We start from the raw sequence: 18,323 nt of genomic DNA, 5'->3' as shown, positions 1-18,323 counted from the left end.
ACCTACCTCCTAGAACACTTCGCCACATCCCCTGCCGCTGGAGGCATCGTGAAGCAAACAGGGTTCGACCGCCGCTCGTTCCTGAAGTACTCCGGTGCGCTGGGCGCAGCCGCGACGATCACTGGTGGATTGTCGGCCTGCAGCAGCGGCCCGGCCTCGACCGGAGCCGTCGGCGCCGGCGCGGACACCGGCCTGGTCACCGCGGTGATCGGCTACGGGAACAACCAGAGCTGGGACCCGACCATGACCGCCTCCGCCTTCACGATGGCGGCGATGCAGCACGTGTACGAAGGGCTGCTCGACACCGACCCGATCACCCGGCAGCCGTACGCCGCTCTCGGGACGGAGGTGCCGGCCGACCTGAACGCCACGTCGTGGAAGTTCACCCTGCGGGACGGGGCGAAGTGGCACGACGGCCGGCCGGTCACCGCCGACGACGTCGTCTTCACCTTCCAGCGGATCCTCGACCCGAAGCTGAAGGTGCTCACCTACAACTTCTTCGCCGCCTGGCTGAAGGAGGTCAAGAAGGTCGACGACAAGTCCGTCGAGCTGGTGCTGAACTTCCCGTTCCCCGACGGCGCGCCCCGGCTGACGATCGCGAAGATCATGCCCAAGCACGTCTTCTCCCAGACCGGCGCCTGGGACCTGGCCAAGAACGGCAAGGCGGTCGGATCCGGACCGTACAAGCAGGTCTCGCACCAGCCGAAGTCGAACACCACCTTCGAGGCGTTCGCCGACTACAACGGCCCGCGTCCGGCGGCGTTCAAGAAGATGAACTGGCTGAGCATCGTCGACTCCTCCGCGCGGGTCGCGAAGATCTCCGGCGGCAGCGCCGAGGCACAGATCTCCGACAACATCCCGTACGCCAACATCGAGCAGCTGAAGAGCTCGGGCCTCACGGTCGAGGGCGGCAAGGGGATGAACCACCTGTTCCTGATGTTCAACACCGCCACGAAACCGTTCGACGACGTCCGGGTCCGGCAGGCGCTGTTCACCGCGATCGACACCCAGAAGATGATCGAGGTCGCGCTCAAGGGCCGCGGCAAGGCGAGTACGTCGTTCCTGAACGAGGAGAACCCGGCGTACGCCAAGGCCAAGACCGTGTACGGCTACGACCCGGCGAAGGCCAAGGCGCTGCTGGCGGAGGCCGGCGTGACGAACCTGTCGATCAACCTGCTCGCGGTGAACGTGAGCTGGATCGTCGACTGCCTGCCGACCATCGCCGCGTCCTGGAACGCGATCGGCGTGAAGACGACGCTGGAGCCGCAGGACACCGCCGCGGTGTTCACCAAGATGGACCAGAACGCCGACTACCAGGTGGTCGCGGCGGCGTCGAACCCGAACCAGTTCGGCGCCGACGCGGACCTGATCCTGCGCTACAACTACACGCAGGGCGGGTCGTGGATGAAGTACACGCGCTGGGAGAACAGTGCCGGCGCCAAGGTGATCTTCGCGAAGATGGACGAGGCGGTCCGGGCCACCGACGCGGACGCCAGGCTCAAGCTCACCCACGAGTACCTCGACCTCGTCGCGGAGCAGGCGGTGCTGTACCCCGTCGTACACACCGAGCTGATGACGGCGTGGGACGGGAAGAAGCTGAGCGGGATCAAGGCGCTGCCCTATCCGGGGATCAACGTGCTGCAGGCGAAGCGGGCCTGAGGTAGCCGACTGTGGCCGTCATCGTCCGAATGCTGGTTCGCCGGCTGTTGCTGCTGGTTCCGTTGCTGCTCGGCATCATCGCGTTCGTCTTCCTGGTGATGCGGTTCTCCAACAACGATCCCGCGGTCGCGTACTTCCAGGGTGCCAACCCGACCGAGGAACAGCTACACATGTTCCGGCAGGAGAACGGCCTGCTGGACCCGCTGCCGCTGCGCTATCTGCACTTCGTCGGTGACCTGCTGCACGGGGATCTGGGCACCAGTGTGCTGACGAAGGCGCCGGTGCTGCAGTCGGTCACCACCGCGATGCCGCTGACGTTCCAGCTCACCCTGCTGGGACTGCTGATCGCACTGGTGCTGGCGTTGCTGCTCGGTGTCACCGCCGCCATCTTCCGGGACCGCTGGCCGGACCAGGCGATCCGGCTGGTCTCGCTGATCGGCGTGGCCGCGCCTTCGTTCTGGCTGGCGCTGCTGATGATCCAGTACCTCGCCGTCGACCGCGGCTGGTTTCCGCCGAGCGGCTACGTGAATCCGGCCGACGGGACCGTCCCCTGGTTACGGACGATGGCGCTACCGGCGCTGGCGCTGTCGTTGCCGGTGGCCGCGCAACTGACCCGGATCATTCGTACGTCGGTCGTGGAGGAACTCGACAAGGACTACGTCCGGACCGCGATCGGCAGCGGTCTGCCGCCGGTGGTGGTGGTCGGGCGCAACGTGCTGCGGAACGCACTGATCAACCCGCTCACCGTGCTCGGCCTGCGGATCGGGTACCTGCTCGGTGGAGCGGTCGTGATCGAGCAGATCTTCACTCTGCCGGGGATGGGCACGCTGATGATCAACGCGGTCCGCGACGGTGATCCGGCCGTCGTCCAGGGCGTCGTACTGACGATCGCGGTCGGCTTCGTGGTGGTCAACCTGGTCGTCGACGTCCTGTACCTGCTGGTCAACCCGCGACTGAGGAGCGCTGCCTGATGCGTGCACGACTGGCCCGGCAGCTCTCCCGCCCGGGGATCAACTTCAAGCGGCTGCCGCCGACGGCGTGGATCGCGGTCGCGGTCCTCGCGGTGGTGATCCTCGCCGCGATCCTGGCGCCGCTGCTGACGCCGTACGACATCCTGACCCAGGAGGACACCGGCGGCGGGCCGTCGGGAGCGCACTGGTTCGGGCTGGACAGCGCGAACCGGGACATCTTCACCCGGCTCGTGTACGGCGCTCGCTGGTCGCTGATGATCGGACTCGGCGCGACCGCGCTCGCACTGACCGCGGGCGCGATCGTCGGAGCCGTCGCGGCCACCTCCCGCAAGGCGGTCGACGAGACCGTGATGCGGATCCTCGACGTGGTGATGGCGTTCCCCGGGATCGCGCTGGCCGCCGTCCTGGTGGCGGTCTTCGGTGGATCCATCCCGGTGCTCGTGATCGCGATCGCCTTCCTCTACACGCCGCCTGTCGCCCGGGTCGTGCGCGCCAACGTGCTCGCGCAGTACGGCGAGGACTATGTGATCGCGGAGAAGATCATCGGCGCCCGTACGCCGCACATCCTGCTCCGGCATGTGGCGATCAACTGTGCCGCTCCGGTGCTGGTGTTCTGCACCGTGATGGTCGCCGATGCGATCGTCTTCGAGGCGTCGCTGTCCTTCATCGGGGCCGGGGTCCGGCCGCCGGAGCCGTCCTGGGGCTCGGTGATTGCCGATGGCAAGAACATGGTGTTGCTGGGTGGCTGGTGGGCGACGGTGTTCCCGGGTCTGCTGATCCTGATCACCGTGCTGTCGCTGAACATCCTGTCCGAGGCCGTCTCCGACGCGTGGGCAGCGCCCGGTGGGAGGCGCGCGGAGACCAAGAAGCAGGAAAAGGACGCACTGGAGACCGCACAGCCGGGCTCCGGCGAACTGATCGAGCTTCCCGGTCTGGACCTGGCGGCGACGCGGCTGCGGGAACGCGCGCGGCCGCTGCCGGACGGTGAACCCGTACTGTCCGTGCAGCAGTTGGCGATCGGCTTCGAAGGCCGGCACGACGGAGTCGACGTCGTCGACGGGATCAGCTTCGACATACGGCCTGGCGAGGTGCTCGGGCTGGTCGGCGAGTCCGGGTGCGGCAAGTCGCTGACCGCGCTCACCGTGATGGGGCTGGAGCCTCGGGGCGCACGGATCCGGGGCCGGGTCCGGTTCGACGGCAAGGATCTGTTGAGTCTGCGGCGCTCCGAGCGGCGCCGGCTGCTCGGTCACGACATGGCGATGATCTACCAGGACGCGCTGTCCTCGCTGAACCCGGCGATGACGATCAAGGCGCAGTTGAAGCAGGTGGTTCGCCGCGGCGGACGGCGTACTCCGGCCGAACTGCTGGAGCTCGTCGGACTCGATCCCGAGCGGACCCTGACCAGCTACCCGCACGAACTGTCCGGTGGTCAGCGCCAGCGGGTGCTGATCGCGATGGCGCTGTCGCGGGAACCGAAGCTGATCGTCGCCGACGAGCCGACCACGGCACTCGACGTCACCGTGCAGGCGCAGGTGATCCAGCTACTGCTGCGGCTGCGCGCCGAACTCGGCTTCGCCCTGATCCTGGTCTCGCACGACCTGGCGCTGGTCGCCGACGTCACCGATCGGGTGGTGGTGATGTACGGCGGCCAGATCGTCGAGACCGGTGTGACCGCCGACCTGGTCGGCGAGCCCGCGCACCACTACGCCCGCGGCCTGCTCGGTTCGGTCCTGTCGCTGGAATCCGGCGCGGCCCGGCTGACCCAGATTCGCGGCGTGGTGCCGTCGCCGGCCGACTTCCCCGCCGGTTGCCGGTTCGCGGACCGGTGCCCGATGGTCACCGACCTGTGCCGTACCACCGCTCCCGAGCTCACCGGGCTGCCGAAGCGCCATCTGGTGGCCTGCCATCACCCGGCAGTCGTCCTCGAGCCGCTGGAGAAGGAGGCGCTGCGATGACCGAGACGGTGCTCGAACTGTCCGACGTACACGTCGTCCACCGGGCCAGGTCCGGTGGTCTCTTCAGCCGGGACCGGGTCTATGCGCTGACCGGGGCCGATCTGACCGTCGCCGCCGGTGAGACCGTCGGCGTGGTCGGCGAATCCGGCTGCGGGAAGTCCACGCTGGCCAAGGTCCTGGTCGGCGTCCAGAAACCGACCGAGGGTACGGCGGCATTCCGGGGCCGCGACATCTGGGCGATGAAACCGGCCGAACGCCGCGAGGCCATCGGCGCCGGGACCGGGATGATCTTCCAGGACCCCTCGACCGCCCTGAACCGCCGGCTGCCCGTTCATCGCGTCCTGCGTGATCCGCTGGACGTGCACCATCGCGGCACCGTTGCCCAGCGCAACGAACGGGTGCGGGAGTTGATGGCGTTGGTGGGTCTCCCCCGCAGCGTCGCCGACGCGTTGCCCGGCCAACTGTCCGGTGGCCAGCGGCAACGGGTCGCGATCGCCCGGGCGCTGGCCCTCGAGCCGTCGCTCCTGGTCGCCGACGAGCCGACCAGCGCGCTCGACGTCTCCGTCCGGGCGCAGATCCTGAACCTGCTGCTGGACCTGAAGGAACGTCTCGGCCTGGCGATGGTGTTCGTCTCGCACGACATCCAGACCGTCCGCCGGATGAGCGACCGGGTGGTCACCATGTACCTCGGCCGGATCGTCGAGCAGGCGCCGGCGGCCGGCATCGCCCGGCAGGCGCGGCATCCGTACACCCGAGCGCTGTTCTCGGCGACCCCCGGCCTGATCTCGCCGATCGAACCGATCCCGCTGGTCGGGCCGGTGCCGTCGGCCACCCGGCCGCCGAGCGGCTGCCCGTTCCGGACCCGCTGCTGGAAGGCCGACGACGACTGCTCGGGGTCGATGCCCGAGTTCGAAGCCGCCGATCCCGCGCATCTGTTCCGCTGCTATCACCCCGTCGTCGCCGGCGAGTCCACCGATGACCTGATCACCCAAGCATTGGAGCGTTCATGACCATGTCCGCCAGGCCCGCCCGCCTGACCGGCGTCATCCCGCCTGTCTGTACGCCGTTCACGCCGGAGCACCAGGTGGACACCGCCTCCCTGGTCCGGCTGGTCGACCACCTGATCGACGGCGGCGTGAGCGGACTGTTCGTCCTCGGCTCCACCTCCGAGGTGGCGTACCTGCCGGACGGGCACCGCCGGGTGGTGCTCGACACGGTGGTGGGCCACGCGGCGGGCCGCGTACCGGTGCTGGCAGGTGTCATCGACATGGCGACCTTGCGGGTGATCGACCACGTCCGGACGGCCGTCGCGGCCGGCGTCGACGGGATCGTCGTCACCGCGCCCTTCTACACCCGCACCCATCCGGCGGAGATCGAGAACCACTTCCGGATGGTCGCGGCCGCCGCGGGGCTCCCGGTGTTCGCGTACGACCTGCCCGTGGCGGTGCACTCCAAACTCGGCGCCGACTTGCTGCTGCGGCTCGCGGCCGACGGCGTACTGGCCGGCCTGAAGGATTCCAGCGGTGACGAGGGCGGTCTGCGCAACGTCATCCTGCGAGCACGCGACCGGGGCGACATCACCGACTTCAGCGTGCTCACCGGCTCGGAACTGACCGTCGACAACGCGCTCTGGATGGGAGCCGACGGAGTGGTCCCGGGCCTCGGGAACGTGGACCCCCACGGCTACGTCAAGCTCTTCGACCACGCAGTCGCCGGCGAATGGGAGGCAGCCCGCGCCGAGCAGGAACGCCTGGTCCGCCTCTTCGACCTGATCACCGTCGGCGACCCCTCCCGGATGGGCATGAGCTCCTCAGCCCTAGGAGCCTTCAAGGCCGCGCTACAACTGCGCGGCGTCATCGCCAGCGGCCTGATGGCCCCACCCCAGATCCCCTTGAACACCGACGAAATAGCCCAGGTCGAGAAGTATTTGGTAGCAGCCGGCCTGCTCTGACAGGCTTTAGCGGCTCCTGTGATGCATGTGCCTGCGCGGTGAGGCGCCGGCGCGACCGACCGGTGTCTGCGCAGCACGACTGCCTTGTCCCGGGAGCGACACGCGCCGAGTCGTGGCGTTTGGTTGACCCCGGGAACCGCGAGTCGTGGATCGAGGTTGCGCTTTGGTCGCCGAAATCCACGACTCGAGGAACCCGTCGTCTGCTCCGACGGGCTGGTGGCCGACCGGCGGGGGCGGCGGCGGGGACAGGCCCTGGTGGCAGGGGACAGGCTTCATCGGGTCAGGCGTTTGGCGAGGGCTGTGGCGGCTGCGTCGTCGCGGACCTCGCGGATGCCGACGATGGGGGTGACGGTGACGAAGCCTTCGGCGAGGAGGGCCTCGTCGGTGCCTGGGACGGCGGGGGCGTGGGGTGTGCGTTCTATGACGACCATCGGCTCGCCGGCCGGACCGGTCGCGGCGACGAGGCGGGTGCGCCGGTTCACGGCCAGTGAGGCGTGCCGTACGCCGGCCAGCTGCTCCAGCGGGCGGTCCGGCACGTTGATGGTCAGGACCGTCCCGGCCGGCTCGTCGGCGATCCAGCCGAGTGCCTCGCCGGCGATCGTCGCCGCGGTCGGCCAGTGCCCTGGGGCCTCCGAGTCGAGGCTGACGGCAACCGCCGACGTACCGGTCTCGGCCGCCGTCAGGGCCGCCGCGACGGTGCCCGAATGGAAGATCGACACGCCGATGTTCAGCCCGCGGTTGATCCCCGACAGCACGAGATCCGGCGGCGGGCCGAACGCGCCCGCCTGAGCCAGGGTCACGGCGCCCGCGGGCGTCCCCTCGATGCCGACGTACGTCACACCGTTCTCGACCTCGGTCGCGGTCCGGACCGGCCGGTTGACCAGGCCCGCGCGCGCCGAGCCGACACCGCTCTCGTCGAGCAGCGGCGCGACCACGAGTACGTCGTACCCGAGGGCGGCGATCGCCGGCGCGAGCGCCCGGATCCCCGGTGCACGGTAACCGTCGTCGTTCGTGATCAAGACCCTCGGCATGCCTCTACCCAATCAGCCGCGGTCCTCGATGTCACCCTCCGTCTCAAGGACTGCGGTCCGCAGCGTCTCCAGCGCCTCGGGCGACGGTTCGGCCCAAAGGCCGCGTTGCGCCGCCTCGAGCAGGCGTTCCGCGATCCCGTGCCGGGCCCACGGGTTCGACTTGCGGAAGAACTCGGCCATCTCCGGATCGGCGACGTACTCCGTGGTCAGCGACTCGTACATCCAGTCGTCGACGACGCCCGCGGTCGCGTCGTACCCGAACAGGTAGTCCACGGTCGCGGCCATCTCGAAAGCGCCCTTGTACCCGTGCCGCCGCATCGCCGCCATCCACCGCGGGTTCACCACGCGGGCCCGGAAGACCCGCTTCGCCTCCTCCTCCAGCGTCCGGGTCTTCACCTGCGCGGGTACGGCGGAGTCACCGACGTACGCCTTCGGGTTGGCGCCGGTGAGGTGCCGCACCATCGCGATCATGCCGCCGTGGTACTGGAAGTAGTCGTCGGAGTCCATGATGTCGTGCTCGCGGGTGTCCGCGTTCTTCGCGGCCACCTGGATCCGGGCGTACGCGCGTTCCATCGAGCCGCGGGCATCGGCGCCGTCGAGGTCCTTGCCGTACGCGTACCCGCCCCAGACGGCGTACACCTCCGCCAGTTCGGCGTCGGTCCGCCAGTTCCGCGCGTCGACGAGCGGCAGCAGACCGGCGCCGTACGAACCCGGCTTGGAGCCGAACACGCGCGCCGTCGCCTGCCGTACGTCGTTGCCCGCCGCAACATCCTGCTGGACGTGCGCGCGCAGATAGTTGTCATCGGGTGATTCGTCGAGCTCCGCGACCGTACGGACCGCTTCGTCCAGCAGCGCGACGACGTGCGGGAACGCGTCCCGGAAGAAGCCGGAGATCCGGATCGTCACGTCGACCCGCGGCCGGCCGAGTTCCTCCAGACCGACCACCTCGAAGCTGGTGACGCGTCGTGAGGCCTCGTCCCAGACCGGACGGCAGCCGAGCAGCCAGAGCACTTCGGCGAGGTCGTCGCCTTGCGTACGCATCGCCGACGTACCCCAGACGGTGAGACCGACGGACCGCGGCCACTCCCCCGTCTCCGTCCGGTGCCGCTGGAGTAGCGAGTCGGCGAGCGCGACGCCGACGTCCCAGGCGTTCCGGCTCGGGATCGCCTTCGGGTCGACGGCGTAGAAGTTCCGCCCGGTGGGCAGCACGTTCACTAATCCGCGGGTCGGCGACCCGGACGGCCCCGCCTCGACGAACCGCCCGTCCAGCGCCCGTATGACGTTCCTCAACTCGTCATCCGTGCGCGCGAGGCGCGGAACGACTTCGGTGGCCGCAAAGGTCAGCGACGCTTCTACTTGGGCAGAGTCCCGGCCCAGCACCTCCCCGACGACAACCGGGACCTTCGCCGCGTCCCACCCCATCGTCTCCATTCCGACGACCAGCTTCCGCGCCACCGCCTCCAGCAGATCGACACCGTCGGCACCGCTCACCGCCGGAAGATCGGCGAGCGTCGCGAGCTCGGCGAGGTCCGGCACCGCACGACCCGGGTCCGCGAGGAGCGCTGCTTCGTCGACACCGAACGTGTCACCGAGAGCGGACCGCAGACCCGGGATCGAGTACGACCCGCCCCACAGTTGCTTCGCCCGCAGCACGGCGAGCACCAGGTTGACCCGCGCCTCACCCTCCGGCGCCCCGCCCAGGACGTGCAGCCCGTCGCGGATCTGCACGTCCTTGATCTCGCACAGATACCCGTCCAGATGCAGCACGAACTCGTCGAAGTCGTCGTCCTCCGGCTTCTCGTCCGTGTGCAGGTCGTGGTGCAGTTGGGCGGCCTGGATCAGCGTCCAGATCTGCGCGCGCAACGTCGGCACCTTCTCCGGATCCAGGGCAGACACCGTCGCGTACTCGTCGAGCAGGTACTCCAGCTTCGCCATGTCGCCGTACGTCTCGGCTCGCGCCATCGGCGGCACCAGGTGGTCGACGACCGCCGCGTGCGCCCGCCGCTTCGCCTGCGTCCCCTCGCCGGGGTCATTGACGATGAACGGGTACACCATCGGCAGGTTCCCGAGGACGGCGTCCGGCGCACAGTCGGCCGCCATCCCGATCCCCTTGCCCGGCAGCCATTCCAGCGTCCCGTGCTTCCCGAGGTGTACGACGGCCTGCGCACCGAACCCGCCCTCGTCGGGCGACGCCTCCAGCCAGCGGTACGCCGCCAGGTAGTGGTGCGACGGCGCCATGTCCGGGTCGTGGTAGATCGCGACCGGGTTCTCACCGAAACCACGCGGCGGCTGGATCATCAGCACGACGTTCCCGAACCGCAGCGCGGCGAGTGCGATCGCCGGCTCGTCTCCGGACCGGTCGACGTACAGCTCCCCCGGCGCCTCGCCCCAGGCCCCGGTCATTGCCTCCTGCAACGACTCGGGCACTCGGCCGAACCAGGTGGCGTACGTGGACAGCGGGATCTTGGCGACCGCGGTGGCCAGCTGCTCGTCCGTCAGCCAGTCGACGTCGTGCCCGCCCGCCGCGATCAACCGGTGGATCAGCCCATCGGCGCCGTCGGCCCCCTGCAGCTCGCTCAGATCGAGGTCGCCCAGGTCGTACCCGGCGTCCTTCAGCTTCCCGAGCAGCACGACCGCCGACGCCGGAGTGTCCAGCCCGACCGCGTTCCCGATCCGCGCGTGCTTCGTCGGGTACGACGACAGCACCAGCGCGATCCGCTTCTCGGCCGGCGGCACGTGCCGCAGCCGGGCATGCGCGACCGCGATCCCGGCCAGCCGCGCGCACCGCTCCGCATCCGGCGCGTAGCGGGCCAGACCGTCGGCGTCGTACGACTTGAACGAGAACGGAATCGTGATCAGCCGCCCGTCGAACTCCGGGATCGCCACCTGCGTCGCCGCGTCCAGCGGGCTGACCGCCGCGTCGCTGTCCACCCACTGCTCGCGGGTCGACGTCAGTGCGAGGCCCTGGATCAACGGGATGTCGAGCGACGCCAGCGCACCCGCGTCCCACGCGTCGTCCGCACCGCCCGCGCTCGCGTTCGCCGCCACCGCACCGCCCGCGGCGAGCAGCGTGGTGACCAGGACGTCACACTTCCGCAGCAGATCGAAGAGCCCGACGTTCTCCGCCGGGTCGAGCCCGCGCAGAGTCCCGCAGTACACCGGAAGCGGCTGCGCGCCGGCCTTGTCGACCGCCGCCGCGAGGGCGTCCACGAAGGCGGTGTTCCCGGAGATCTCGTGCGCGCGGTAGTAGACGATGCCGACCACCGGCCGCTCGTCCTCGACAAAGGTCCCGCGCACGCCGTACGCCGGGAGCGCGCGCGGCGGATCGAATTCGTCGCCGGTCAGCAGCAGCGTGTCCCGCAGGAAGCCGGCGAGATTGCGAAGGTTGTCCGCGCCGCCCTCCCGCAGGTAGGCGAGCACCTCGGTGACCGCACCGGCCGGCACGGTCGACAGCGACATCAGCTCGGCGTCCGGCGCCGCCTCACCGCTCACCACCACCGCGGGCTTCCCCGAGGCGAGGACCGCGTCGAGCCCGTCCTCCCACGCGCGGCGCCCACCGAGCAGGCGGACGACCACGACGTCAGCGGCATCGAGCAGGCCGCCGAGCTGATCGAGGTCGAGCCGGGCCGGGTTCGCCACCGCCCAGCCCGCACCCGCCTCGGCAGCGGCCAGCAGGTCCGTATCAGCAGTCGACAACAGCAGAAGATTCGCGGCCATGCGGCAGTCCTTCCCGGGGTGTCCACGCCCCAGCTCCAGGTACGACGGCGGCAGTTCCTGACTCCCCCTGCACGGGGTCACAGTGGCGGGACCGCCCCGGACTCACACCGGGTTCCTGCTGATGCCGTCGATGATCGTGGTGATTCGGACTGACTCTATCTGTGCATCGCGTAGTGGGCTGCCAGGAGGTCGGTGGCCCAGTCGTTGCGGAGGTCGCGCCAGACCGAGTGGATGTGGTTGGCGTTGTCCTGGGTGTTGTCGTACTCGGCGAGGAAGGTGGGGCCCGCGATCGAGTAGTAGTGGCGGTGACCGAGGCCCGGCTGGGTCTCGCCGGCCCAGGCGAACGTCAGGCGCTCGACGCCCTGCTCGGTGATGTCCTGCCAGGTCTGCAAGCCGATCGGGCCGGCGGCGCGGCCGACGTACTGGCCGATGAGGAGGCTGAGGAGCTGCCGCTGATCCTCGTTCATGTCGCCGTACGCCAGGCCGCGGTGCAGCAGCGACGCGTCGGCGACCGGGTCGTGGCGGGTCAGGATGTCGTCGGGCGCCTCGGGTGACACCAGCGCGACCTCCAGCTGGGCCGGCTCCAGTGCGTGCAGCAGCTGGAAGCCCAGGTCCTGCTCGGCGACCAGGAACCGTCTGCCCGCGTGCGGCCCGGACAGGACCTCTGCCGGGTTCGACCCGAAGAACTGCGGGGTGAACGAGATCGCTCCGTCCACCAACGTGACGTGCAGCGCCAGATGGTGACCGTTGAGCCGCCAGGCCCACGGCTCGGTGCCGGCCGGGTCGCCGAGCACGCGGAGATAGTAGCGATCGCCGACCGTCGAACCCGCCCATCCCCCGGTCTCCGCGACCTCCATCGGGTCGCCGAGGCCGCGGACGATGATCTCGGCTGCCATCACCGCGCGGAAATCGGCCAGCCCGCGCTTGCTGTAGACGAGTTCGAGCAGGCGGACGACGAGAGCCTCCTGCGCCGCCGACAGGTCAGTCAGCGCAAGGCCCGGAACGGCACCGGGCAGGTAGGTCCAGGTCTGGTGATCGGGTGTGTCGAACGGTGCCGAGATCTGCTTCAGCTGGTCCGGTGTCAGCGCGGCCAGCAGGTCCTGGGTTGCCGCGCGGATCTGGTCCACCACCATGCGATCACTCCCGTCGAGTAGCCCTCACCTCAGGACCCTACAACCAGGCTGAGCGCTCAGGTTCTGTCGGCTCGTAGGGTGTCCACTGGTCGAACGGGCGGTCGAGTTTGTAGCGGAAGTCCGGCTGCCGGAGCAAGACGCGGGTTTCCGCGTTGGCCGGGTTGCGGAGCGACTCGAAGAACCGGACCGACCAGTGGAACCAGCGCATGCAGAACAGCCGCATCGTGAGCCCGTGCGACACCAGCAGCACGTTGCGCGCGGCATCCGGTTTCTCGAAGTCGCGGTGCATCGTCTCCAGGAACGTCGACACCCGGTCGTACACGTCCGACCCCGACTCACCGTGCGTGAACCGGTAGAAGAAGTGCCCGAACGAGTCGCGCAGTTCCTCCTGCCGCTCGATGTCCGCGGTGTCCTGGAGGTTGGCCCAGTCCTGCTCCCGCAGCCGCGGCTCCTCCCGCGGTACGCCGATCAGGTCGTCCAGCCCCAGCGAGTCCAGCGTCTGCCGGGCCCGCAGGTACGGCGACACGTACACGCGGACCGGCTCGTTCTCGAACAGCTCCCGCAGCTCCCGCCCTGCCTTGGCCGCCTGCTCGTGCCCCAGCGCCGTCAACGGGACCGCGTGGTCCGGGGTGCGCTCGTAGACCGTCTTGTCCAGATTCGCCTCGGACTCCCCATGCCGAATCAACGCGATCCGCAACGGCCGATGACTCAACCCCATCGCTTCCCCCTCCGATCAACCGCTTGCGTCCGAAGAAGTGGCGAGACGTCTCTCCGCTTCTTCGGACGTAACGCAAGGATGGCGGTGAGGGCGGCGGCTGCGGTGACGCGGCGGGCGAGGGCGGCGGTACGGCGTACGTCGGCGACTGTTGGCGCCGGGCCGTCGCCCAGCGTGCCGCGATCCTCCGCGTAGGTCCCGTAGCTGTTCCGCCCGCCGAGCGTCAGCCCGAGCGCCCCGGCGAACGCCGCCTCGACCGGCCCGGCGTTCGGACTCGGATGCTTCGGCGCATCCCGCCGCCACACGCGCGCCGTCTCCTGCACCCGACCCGCCGCGACACCGGTCAGCAACGCGCACACCCGCGCCGGCAGCAGATTGAGTACGTCGTCCAACCGCGCCGACGCCCACCCGAAGTTCTGGTACTTCGGCGACTTGTACCCGACCATCGCGTCGAGTGTGTTCGCCGCGCGATACCCGAGCAGCCCTGGAACGCCGAGGACACCGCCCCAGAGCAGCGGCGCCACGCACGCGTCCGACGTGTTCTCGGCGATCGACTCCACCGTCGCACGGGCCAGTTCGTCGGCCTCGAGGCCGGTCGCATCGCGGGCGCACAGATGGCTGAGCCGGTCACGCGCCGCCGGGATGTCCTTCTCCTCCAGCAGCCCGGCCATCGTCTCGGCCTCCCGCTCGAGGCTCCGCGCACCTAGGACGGTCCAGGTGGCGGCGGCGGTCGCGGCGGTGTGCAGGATCGGATGCTTGCGGGTGACCTGCTCGACCGCAAGCCCCAGGACCGTAGTGGTACCTACGAGGATCGCCGTGTACGCAGCGCCCGCTGGGCGCGAGTCGGCGTACAGGTGTTTTTCGAGGCGGGCCGCGGTCTGGCCGAAGCCGGCGACCGGGTGGAACCGGCGGGGATCGCCGAACACGCGGTCGGCGGCGAAGCCGAGAAGGATGCCTAAAGCCCTGGACACCCTCGGCAGTCTGCCAGGTCTCTCGCTGTGATTGGGTGAGCGGCATGGGAATCGCGGAGCTGCTGCGGCAGGTCGACGGGGCCGGGGAGTTCGGGGTCTGGCTGGGCCGCTTGGACGGTACGCCGGTGTTCGTGCACGAGGCGGAGCGGGCGCACTACTCCGCGAGCACGATGAAGCTGCCGGTGGCGATGGCGATGATGCGCAAGATCGACGCGGGTGAGCTGTCGATCTTCCAGCAGGTGGCCGTGCACAACGACTTCGCGTCCGCGGCCGGCGGCCGGTTCGGTGTGAACCCCGAGGAGGACGAGGCGCCGAAGACCTGGAAGCAGCTGGGCAAGAAGGTGCCGCTCAACTGGCTGGCCACCGAGATGATCGCCCGCTCCAGCAATCTGGCGACCGACCTCGTGCTCGAACAGGTCGGGATCCCGGCGGCCCACGCCGCGCTGGCCGCGGCGACGCTGCCCAGCTCGCCGGCCCCCGAGTCCAAGATCCAGCGCGGCATCGACGACGTCCCCGCCGCACGCGCCGGGATCAGCAACCTGATGAGCCCGGCCGGGATGGCCGGTGTGCTCGTTGCGGTCGGCAACCAGCAGGGCGAGTCCGGCGAGTACCTGCGCGAACTGCTGGCCGGCAACCAGTGGAACGGCGAGATCCCCGCCCTGCTGCCGAAACGGACGCGCGTCGAGCACAAGAACGGCTGGGACACCCGGATCCGGCACGACGGCGGCATCGTTCGCCCGAAGGACGCCGACCCGTTCGTGCTCGTCGTGTGTACGACGTCAGACCTGCCGGATCCCGACGCGCAGCATCTGATCGCGTCGATCGCGCTCGAGGCCTGGAACCACCGGCACAACCTGGAGGCAGTGCGGTGAAGCTCACCACCCATCGTGTCTCGGCACCGCTGCACACCCCGTTCGTCACCGCGCTGCGTACTGCGACCCACGTCGAGTCGCTCCTGGTCGAGATCAGCGACGGCGAGCACAGCGGCTGGGGCGAGGCGCCGCAGGTGTGGAAGGTGACCGGCGACTCCCTAGCCGGCTCGCAGGCCTGTATCGAAGGGCCTATCGCCACAGCGCTCGACGGCCTGGGCCCGGACGACCTCACCGAGGCGCTGCGGCGCGTGCAGAGTGCGGTGGTCGGCAACTTCGGGGCGAAGGACGCGGTCGACGTGGCGCTGCACGACCTCGCGGCGCGGCGGCGCGGGCAGACGCTGCACGGGTTCCTGGGATCGACGACGGACGTGGTGCGGACGGATGTGACGCTGTCGGTCGGTGATGCGGACGCGCTGGCCGACGCCGGGAAGGCACGCGTCGCGGACGGGTTCGACGTACTCAAGATCAAGGTCGGCACCGACGCGGCCGGCGACATCGAGCGCGTCCGCCGGGTCCGGGACGCGATCGGACCCGGGCCGCGACTGCGCCTGGACGCCAACCAGGGCTGGACGCGGCGCGACGCCGTCACGGTGATCCGGGCGATCGAGGACTGCGACATCGAGCTTGTGGAGCAGCCTGTCGCGGCGGCCGACCTCGAGGGGATGGCCTGGGTGACGGACCGGGTCAACACGCCGATCCTCGCCGACGAGTCCGTGTACGGCGTCCGCGACCTGGTGGCGGTGATCCGGCACGGCGCGGCCGACCTGGTGAACGTGAAGCTCGCGAAATGCGCCGGGCTGGCCACGGCGCGGACACTTCTCGAACTCGCCCGCGAGCACGGGCTCGGCGCAATCGTCGGCTGCATGATGGAGAGCCACGTCGGCGTCGGCGCGGCCGCCGCGCTGGTCTCGGCGTACCCGACGACGGCGGTCAACGACCTCGACGCCGCCTGGTGGCTCCGCGAGGCGCCCGTGACCGGCGGGATCCGGTACGACGGCTCGCTGATCCACCTGCCTTCTGCTCCGGGACTGGGCGTGACAGGCTTGACGGTATGAAGTTAGCCGCCGCCAAGGTCCCGATCAGTACGGTCTGGACTTCCCCGGACGCGCCGCGCGACATCGACGCGCCGGCCACCGCCGCCCAACCCGACGTGGCCGCGTGGGCCAAGTCGATGGACACCGAGACCCGGCTCGGCCTGCACGGCCGGACCCTCACCCAGCTGCTGTTCGCCGAGCCCGTTCTGGTGCGCTCGGAGCGGGACGGCTGGTCCGAGGTTCTCGCACCGTGGCAACCGTCGTCTCAGGACGAGCTCGGGTACCCCGGTTGGGTTCCGTCGAGTCACTTGGGCGAGTTGCCGCAGAGCGCGTCTGATCCGGTCGCCATCGCCGTACCGACGGCCTCGTTGCTGGCCGAGCCTGGTGGCAGGGCGGTGTTGGAGCTGTCGTTCGGGACGCTGCTGGCCTCTGACGAGCACGCTGACGGGTATACGCGGGTGGCGACGCCCGACGGCGGGTCGGGCTGGCTGGCGGACGCCGTACTGCGGTCCGTGTCCGAGCCGTCCGATGCCGAGGAGCGGCTGCGTCTCGGCGAGCAGTTCCTCGGGCTGGAGTACCTGTGGGGCGGTACGTCGGCGTACGGGCTGGACTGCTCCGGGCTGATCCACACCGTGAGCCGGGTGCTCGGGCTGCGGACACCGCGGGACGCCCACGATCAGGCGGACACACTGCCGAATATCCCGATCGACGACGCCCGGCCCGGTGACCTGTACTTCTTCGCACGCCCCGGCAAACCGGTGCACCACGTCGGCTTCGTCTCCCCCGCCGGCATGCTGCACGCCTCCGAAACCGGCAAACGCCTGGAAAACGAGCCCCTCACCACCGACCGCCGAGCAACCCTGCTCACCGCCGCCCGCTTCTGAACGCACAAGAATCGCCCCGGACCGCGACTGCGCGGTCCGGGGCGATCCACTTGTTCAGGACTCTTTGCGGTGCAGCTCCGGCTCGGGGGCCTCGAGCTCGTCGGCCGGGGTGTCCGGCGGCATCGTGCGGGACTTGCGCAGGCTGAGGATCGTCGTGATGCCGAGCGTCACGATGATGAAGCCGAGCGAGAACCAGATCGGGATCTCGGGCGCCCACTCGATGTGGTGACCGCCGTTGATGAACGGCAGCTCGTTCACGTGCATCGCGTGCAGCACCAGCTTCACGCCGATGAACGCGAGCACCACCGACAGGCCGAGAGACAGGTACACCAGGCGGCGGAGCAGGTCACCGAGCAGGAAGTACAGCTGCCGCAGACCCATCAGCGCGAACACGTTCGCGGTGAAGACCAGGAACGGCTCCTGCGTCAGGCCGTAGATCGCCGGGATCGAGTCGAGCGCGAACAGCAGGTCGGTGGTGCCGAGCGCGATGATCACGATCGCCATCGGGGTGACGAACCGGCTGCCGTTCTTCTTCACGGTCAGCTTCACGCCGTTGTACTCGTCGGTGGCCCGCAGCCGGCGCTTCGCGAACCGGATGACCGCGTTCTCCTTGAAGTCCTCGTCGTCGTTCTCGCCCTGCTTGGCGAGGTGGATCGCGGTGTAGACCAGGAACGCGCCGAAGATGTAGAAGATCCACGAGAACTGGTTGATCGCGGCCGCGCCGACGGCGATGAAGATGCCGCGGAACACCAGCGCCAGGATGATGCCGACCAGCAGGGCGGTCTGCTGGTACTTCCTCGGGACGCCGAACCTGGACATGATGATCAAGAAGATGAACAGGTTGTCGACGCTCAGGCTGTACTCGGTGAGCCAGCCGGCGAAGAACTCCCCGGCGTACTGCCCGCCGGAGAACCACCAGACCCCGAGGCCGAAGACGACCGCGAGTCCGACGTAGAACGCGATCGCGGTGGCCGATTCGCGGGTGCTCGGCTCGTGCGGGCGGCGGCCGATGACGAAGACGTCGAAGGCCAGCAGCGCCAGCAGGATGCCGACGGTGATGTACCAGACATAGTCAGCTACGTGCACAGAATCCTCCGGAGCTCAGACGAAAAATCGACTCCGAAGGTCTCTTCCGCGTCACACCGGGTGATCGTCATGATCGGTGTGACGCCGAGGGCACCGGGTTCGGGACGAGCCCTGACCGTGATGACGATGCCGCCGCAAAAGGAATACTCCCCTTCTCAAGGACCATTCTGACGGCTGGATGTCCAAGTCTCCAAATCCAGGACGCCGTGTCCGCCTGTCGAAATCGTCACAGCCCCGTCAGGGAATAGTTGCAGCCCGTGACCCATTCACGGCCGATCAGTCACCGGTCGTGGGTCGTTGCCGCCTCGGCAGCTTGGCCACCACGGTGTCGTACGACGCGTCGA

At 69.4% G+C, this 18,323-nt stretch carries 14 protein-coding genes and 1 riboswitch; of the genes, 8 read left to right on the top strand and 6 right to left on the bottom strand.

What is annotated here, in order from left to right:
* Positions 1-48: 48 nt before the first annotated feature.
* Genes E0H50_RS27230 through E0H50_RS27210 form a run of 5 tightly spaced genes read left to right on the top strand, consistent with a single transcriptional unit; the run spans position 49 to position 6,536 of the window.
* Positions 49-1,659, top strand: a complete 1,611-nt coding sequence (locus tag E0H50_RS27230) for an ABC transporter substrate-binding protein (protein ID WP_238151241.1) — start codon at positions 49-51, stop codon at positions 1,657-1,659.
* Between the two features lie 11 nt (positions 1,660-1,670).
* Positions 1,671-2,630: an ABC transporter permease gene (locus tag E0H50_RS27225; protein WP_131293362.1), complete on the top strand. Its 960-nt coding sequence runs from the start codon at positions 1,671-1,673 to the stop codon at positions 2,628-2,630.
* A complete protein-coding gene (locus E0H50_RS27220; RefSeq protein WP_131293361.1) occupies positions 2,630-4,585 on the top strand; it encodes a dipeptide/oligopeptide/nickel ABC transporter permease/ATP-binding protein in 1,956 nt (651 codons plus the stop codon). The genes E0H50_RS27225 and E0H50_RS27220 overlap by 1 nt, the downstream gene beginning before the upstream one ends.
* Entirely contained in the window at positions 4,582-5,595 is a 1,014-nt protein-coding gene (locus E0H50_RS27215; RefSeq protein WP_131293360.1) for an oligopeptide/dipeptide ABC transporter ATP-binding protein, read from the top strand. Before E0H50_RS27220 ends, E0H50_RS27215 begins: the two co-directional genes overlap by 4 nt.
* Entirely contained in the window at positions 5,592-6,536 is a 945-nt protein-coding gene (locus tag E0H50_RS27210; protein ID WP_131293359.1) for a dihydrodipicolinate synthase family protein, read from the top strand. The genes E0H50_RS27215 and E0H50_RS27210 overlap by 4 nt, the downstream gene beginning before the upstream one ends.
* 272 nt (positions 6,537-6,808) lie before the next feature.
* On the opposite strand, the gene surE is transcribed toward E0H50_RS27210, so the two are convergent.
* The 5 genes from surE to E0H50_RS27185 all read right to left on the bottom strand — a co-directional run bounded on the left by surE (position 6,809) and on the right by E0H50_RS27185 (position 14,103).
* Positions 6,809-7,567, bottom strand: a complete 759-nt coding sequence (surE, locus tag E0H50_RS27205; RefSeq protein WP_131293358.1) for a 5'/3'-nucleotidase SurE — start codon at positions 7,565-7,567, stop codon at positions 6,809-6,811.
* 12 nt (positions 7,568-7,579) lie between these two features.
* On the bottom strand, positions 7,580-11,284 hold the full coding sequence (cobN, locus tag E0H50_RS27200; RefSeq protein WP_131293357.1) for a cobaltochelatase subunit CobN: 3,705 nt from the start codon (positions 11,282-11,284) through the stop codon (positions 7,580-7,582).
* A 32-nt stretch (positions 11,285-11,316) separates the two neighbouring features.
* Positions 11,317-11,428, bottom strand: a riboswitch (cobalamin riboswitch).
* 11 nt (positions 11,429-11,439) lie between these two features.
* Entirely contained in the window at positions 11,440-12,417 is a 978-nt protein-coding gene (locus tag E0H50_RS27195) for a DUF3500 domain-containing protein (RefSeq protein WP_131293356.1), read from the bottom strand.
* Positions 12,418-12,454: 37 nt separating this feature from the next.
* Positions 12,455-13,135, bottom strand: coding sequence for a phosphoglycerate mutase family protein (locus E0H50_RS27190; RefSeq protein WP_131293355.1), 681 nt, complete (start codon positions 13,133-13,135; stop codon positions 12,455-12,457).
* Positions 13,126-14,103, bottom strand: a complete 978-nt coding sequence (locus tag E0H50_RS27185) for a cobalamin biosynthesis protein (protein ID WP_202868345.1) — start codon at positions 14,101-14,103, stop codon at positions 13,126-13,128. Before E0H50_RS27185 ends, E0H50_RS27190 begins: the two co-directional genes overlap by 10 nt.
* Before the next feature lie 44 nt (positions 14,104-14,147).
* Between E0H50_RS27185 and E0H50_RS27180 the strand changes: the two genes are divergently transcribed.
* Genes E0H50_RS27180 through E0H50_RS27170 form a run of 3 tightly spaced genes read left to right on the top strand, consistent with a single transcriptional unit; the run spans position 14,148 to position 16,893 of the window.
* On the top strand, positions 14,148-14,975 hold the full coding sequence (locus tag E0H50_RS27180; protein ID WP_131293353.1) for a serine hydrolase: 828 nt from the start codon (positions 14,148-14,150) through the stop codon (positions 14,973-14,975).
* The gene (locus tag E0H50_RS27175) at positions 14,972-16,030 is read left to right on the top strand and encodes a mandelate racemase/muconate lactonizing enzyme family protein (protein WP_131293352.1); all 1,059 of its coding nucleotides are present in this window, start codon (positions 14,972-14,974) and stop codon (positions 16,028-16,030) included. The genes E0H50_RS27180 and E0H50_RS27175 overlap by 4 nt, the downstream gene beginning before the upstream one ends.
* Positions 16,027-16,893: a C40 family peptidase gene (locus E0H50_RS27170; RefSeq protein WP_131293351.1), complete on the top strand. Its 867-nt coding sequence runs from the start codon at positions 16,027-16,029 to the stop codon at positions 16,891-16,893. The genes E0H50_RS27175 and E0H50_RS27170 overlap by 4 nt, the downstream gene beginning before the upstream one ends.
* Positions 16,894-16,947: 54 nt before the next feature.
* On the opposite strand, the gene E0H50_RS27165 is transcribed toward E0H50_RS27170, so the two are convergent.
* The gene (locus E0H50_RS27165; RefSeq protein ID WP_131293350.1) at positions 16,948-17,979 is read right to left on the bottom strand and encodes a TerC family protein; all 1,032 of its coding nucleotides are present in this window, start codon (positions 17,977-17,979) and stop codon (positions 16,948-16,950) included.
* Positions 17,980-18,323 lie beyond the last annotated feature (344 nt).

The sequence above is a fragment of the Kribbella sindirgiensis genome (assembly GCF_004331435.1).
Classification (GTDB): Bacteria; Actinomycetota; Actinomycetes; order Propionibacteriales; family Kribbellaceae; genus Kribbella; species Kribbella sindirgiensis.
Note: the sequence above shows the minus strand (reverse complement) of the source record. Positions and strands in the feature narration are given on the sequence as shown.